Annotated in this window: 5 protein-coding genes; 4 read left to right on the forward strand and 1 reads right to left on the reverse strand. The window is 63.3% G+C overall.

Annotation, left to right across the window (positions count from 1 at the left end; translation table 11 throughout):
- Positions 1–361 precede the first annotated feature (361 nt).
- The 4 genes from EN949_RS33235 (at position 362) to EN949_RS33255 (ending at position 4008) form a co-directional block, all read left to right on the forward strand.
- On the forward strand, positions 362–1267 hold the full coding sequence (locus EN949_RS33235) for a Ku protein (RefSeq protein ID WP_024501732.1): 906 nt from the start codon (positions 362–364) through the stop codon (positions 1265–1267).
- Positions 1264–2379: a tetratricopeptide repeat protein gene (locus tag EN949_RS33240; protein ID WP_127365691.1), complete on the forward strand. Its 1116-nt coding sequence runs from the start codon at positions 1264–1266 to the stop codon at positions 2377–2379. The genes EN949_RS33235 and EN949_RS33240 overlap by 4 nt, the downstream gene beginning before the upstream one ends.
- 209 nt (positions 2380–2588) lie before the next feature.
- Positions 2589–3233, forward strand: coding sequence for an alpha/beta family hydrolase (locus EN949_RS33250; protein WP_127365690.1), 645 nt, complete (start codon positions 2589–2591; stop codon positions 3231–3233).
- A gap of 4 nt (positions 3234–3237) precedes the next feature.
- On the forward strand, positions 3238–4008 hold the full coding sequence (locus EN949_RS33255) for an exodeoxyribonuclease III (protein WP_127365689.1): 771 nt from the start codon (positions 3238–3240) through the stop codon (positions 4006–4008).
- Between the two features lie 11 nt (positions 4009–4019).
- On the opposite strand, the gene EN949_RS36265 is transcribed toward EN949_RS33255, so the two are convergent.
- Positions 4020–4270 (reverse strand): hypothetical protein (locus EN949_RS36265; RefSeq protein ID WP_206534988.1); only part of this gene is annotated, 251 nt, incomplete at its 5' end.

Below are 4270 nucleotides of genomic sequence, written 5' to 3' on the forward strand. Positions count from 1 at the left end.
CCTCTGTCCTGCCGGACATCTCCCCCTCAAGGGGGGAGATTGGCCACTACCCGGGCTTCCGCTAATCTGCAACGCTGCTGAAGTGGGCGAGACGCCGAAGCTGTTGATCTCCCCCCTTGAGGGGGAGATGTCCGGCAGGACAGAGGGGGGCGCTGTCCCGCCAGCGTTTCAAATTCCAGTCCATCGACGCTTCCAACAATTTGAATTATTCTCTGTCCACGACCTCAAATGCATGGCGGAAGATTTCGTCAGGGATTTGCCGGTATTGTGTGCGGTCGGTGTAGGATTTGCTCAGCCTCAATCGTCCTCGGACGAAAGCGCTGCAGGTCTTTGTCAGTGCATGACCGCGTAGGAGTGTTTCATGGCGCCCAGGGCAAGTTGGAAAGGTTACCTCAAACTCAGCCTCGTGAGCTGTCCGGTGCGGTTGTATCCCGCCACCAGCGCCAGCGAGCGCATCTCGTTCAACCAGTTGCACAAGAAGACCCATAACCGCATCAACATGAAGCCGGTCGACCCCGAACTAGGGCTCGTCGAGCGTGCTGATCTGGTCAAGGGTTACGAATACGAGGACAAGCAGTACATCATCATCGATGATGCAGACCTCGACGCGGTGCGCATCGAATCCAATCACACGATGAACATCGAGGCCTTCGTCGACGAGGACGAGGTCGACGTCATCTACCAGGACGCGCCCTACTACATGGCGCCCGACGGCGCGATGGCGGAGGAAACCTTCGCCGTGCTGCGCGAAGCGATGCGCAAATCCGGCAAGCTCGCCATCGCCCGCCTTGTGCTGTCGAGCCGCGAGCGCGTGGTGACGATCGGCGCGCGCGAGAACGGCATGTTCGTGTGCACCTTGAGGAATCCGAACGAAGTGCGCGGAACGGCTGAATATTTTGGCAATATTCCAGCTGGCAAGCCCGACCCCGAAATGCTGCAGCTCGCCGAAGCGCTGATCAAGCAGAAGGAAACCACCTTCGATCCGAAGAATTATGAGGACCGCTACGAGGCGGCACTCATGACGATGATCCGCGAGAAGCTGAAAGGCCACAAGCCGATTATTGCGGCGGCACCGGAGCGCGGCAATGTCATCAACCTGATGGATGCGCTGAAGGCGAGCCTGTCGCAATCGAAGCCGCCGGCCAAGTCGAAGAGCAAGGCCGACGAGGTTGCCAAGCCAGCCGCGAAGAAAGCGGCAGCGGGTGGTGCTGCTGAAAATCCGCTGAAGGCCAATCTGCTGAAGGCGGTCGGCAAGAGCAAGAAATGACGGCACCGGCCGGCGCTGTTTTCGGCACCATCGGCGCGCTGGCGGCGTTTCCGCTCAGACTGGCCGCGCGTGAAGTCGAACGCCAGCACGGCCAGCTGCGGCGCGGCGTCACCAGGCGCACCACGCATGTCGTGTGCGGCCGCACGCTGCTTGCTAAGGCCGGGCTCTCCAGGAACGGCGATGCCGAGATCGAGCGCCGTGTCGCCGCCGAGCGCGGGGCCGGGCACAAGCTCCTCAGCGAGAACGGATTCCTGCGCCTTCTCGGGCTGATGAAGGCACCGGAGGCGTCTTCGCTGTCGCGGCAATCGCTGATCGAGCAATCGCGGCTATCCGGCGCCGAGCTCGATTTGTTGTCACTGTTCGATGCGTTCGAGCATGACGCAGAACCCTATTCCTTCCGCGACCTGATCCTGGCGCGCAAATATGCAGGGCTCGTCGCCGGCGGCGCGACATGGGGGGCGATCGCGCGCTCCGTCCACCGCTCCGGCCCGGTGGCGTCGCTGACCGCCAAGTCGCTCAATGTCGGCTCGCAGCATGGGCGCGCCGATGCGATCTACCTCGAAGGCGGCCAGAGCGAACTCGACGGACAGCTTCTGTTCGATTTGGGCAGCGCCGGTTCGGCAGGCGACGACACACTGGAAGAGTTGTTTGCCGAGGCCGAAGCGGCGGAGGAGGGTGGCGACCATGATAGGGCAGCCGCACTCTACCAGCGCTGTCTCGCCATCGATCCGAGCGATGCGATTGCCGCCTTCAACCGCGCCAACTGCCTGCGCGCCGGCGGCCACGCGGCGGACGCCGCGCACGATTATATCAATGCGATAAAACTCGATCCGGCCTTCGTCGAGGCCTGGTTCAACCTCGCTGGGCTGATGAGCGAGCAGGGCCGCGAGGCCTCGGCGCGAAGGCACCTGCAGAAAGCGATCGCGCTCGACAAAAACTATGCCGATCCGGTGTTCAACCTCGCCCGGCTCGAATTCGACGCCGGCGATCTGCCGGAGGCGCGGCGGCTGTGGGTGCGCTATCTCGAACTCGATGCGGAGTCCGAGTGGTCGCGGGTGGCGGCCAAGGGCGTGCAGTTCGTGGATCTGCAGTTGGCGCGTACGGCGGGGTGAGGGATGCTGGCGCTTGAACACCCCCCTCTGGCCTGCCGGCCATCTCCCCCGCAAGGGGGGAGATCGGCAGCTTGGGCGTCCCGTTCCTGCTTGCAAAGTGGGAGATTGGCGAAAGCGGTTGAGCGCGCAATCTCCCCGCTTGCGGGGGAGATGTCCGGCAGGACAGAGGGGAGTGTGACGGAACTCGACCTCTCCAGCAAGGCCGCCCCATGACCACATTCCTCTTCGATGGCCACGATGCCGCCCCCGTCACCATCCTGCTCGCCCATGGCGCCGGCGCGGCGATGGATTCTCCCTCGATGACCGCCACCGCCAAGGCGCTGGCCGAAGCCGGCTTCCAGGTCGCCCGCTTCGAGTTCCACTATATGGCTGCCCGCCGCTATGGCCACCGCAAGCCGCCGCCGCGGGCCGAGACGGTCAACCCGGAATATATCAAGGCGATAGCCGACCTCAGGGCGAAGGGCGTGACCGGCGCGCTCGTCATCGGCGGCAAGTCGATGGGCGGGCGCGTCGCCTCGATGGTTGCCGACGAGATGTTTGCCAAGGCCGAGATTTCAGGGCTGGTCTGCCTCGGCTATCCCTTCCATCCGCCGGCCAAGCCCGAGCAATTGCGCACAAAACACCTTGCCGATCTAAAGACGCCGACGCTGATCTTCCAGGGCACCCGCGACGAGTTCGGCACCAGGGACGAGGTTGCGACTTATGACCTTTCCGATCGCATCGAGGTGATCTGGCTGGAGGACGGCGACCACGATCTCAAGCCTCGCAAGAGTGTTTCGGGGTTTTCGACCGCCGATCATCTGAAGACGCTGGCCGAGACGGTCAAGGCGTGGTCGGGTCGGATCGCTTCCTGAAGCGATGAAGATCGCCTCCTTCAACATCAACAACATCAACAGCCGGCTTGAAAACCTGCTGGCATGGCTGGCTGTGGCAAAGCCCGATGTCGTGTGCCTGCAGGAGTTGAAGGCACGCGACATGCAGTTTCCGCGCTCGGCATTGGCGGCGGCCGGCTATGGCGCGGTGTGGAAGGGCGAGCCGACCTGGAACGGCGTTGCCATCCTGGCGCGGAGTGCCGAGCCCGTGTTGACCCGCGATGCCTTGCCCGGCGACGAAGCCGACAGGCAGAGCCGCTACATCGAGGCGGCGGTGAATGGCATTGTCGTCGCTTGCCTCTATGCGCCGAACGGCAATCCCCAGCCCGGCCCGAAATTCGCCTACAAGCTCGCCTGGCACGCGCGGCTGGAGGCGCATGCCGAACAGTTGCTCGACACCGGCCTGCCGGTGGTGCTGGCCGGCGACTACAACATCGTGCCCGAGCCGCGCGATATCTACGCCACCCGCTCCTATGACGACAACGCGCTGGTGCAGCCGGAAAGCCGGGCGTCGTTCCGGCGCCTGCTCGACCAGGGTTGGCTTGATGCCCTGCGCAAGAAGCATCCGAAGGAAACGCTTTACACATTCTGGGACTATCGCCGCAACCGCTGGCCGCGCGATGCGGGCCTCCGGCTCGATCACATCCTGCTGTCGAAGAAACTGGCACGCCGCCTGACCGCCGCCGGCATCGACCGCGACGTGCGCGGCGAGGACGGTGCCAGCGACCATGCGCCGGTGTGGGTGGAATTGAAGTAAGGCGACTGCTTTCATGCGTCGCGCTTGAACGGATCCATGCAACGCGCTTTAAGTCTTTTGTCTTGATGCATGTCGCTGTCCCAAACCCGGGTTCGCTTTTGGCCGACATGCAATAACCTGTCGGCAAAGTATTCCAACGCAGCCGGATCGCCCATGAACGCAATCCTCCACGAGATCTGTGAAAGGAGGCTCCATGCCTGACTTGGGCGCTGTCGAGATACTGTTCGCCGCCATTGTGGTGCTTGCGGCAGCTGTCGTGTCC

This window comes from Mesorhizobium sp. M7A.F.Ca.US.007.01.2.1, from assembly GCF_003998165.1.
GTDB lineage: Bacteria > Pseudomonadota > Alphaproteobacteria > Rhizobiales > Rhizobiaceae > Mesorhizobium > Mesorhizobium ciceri.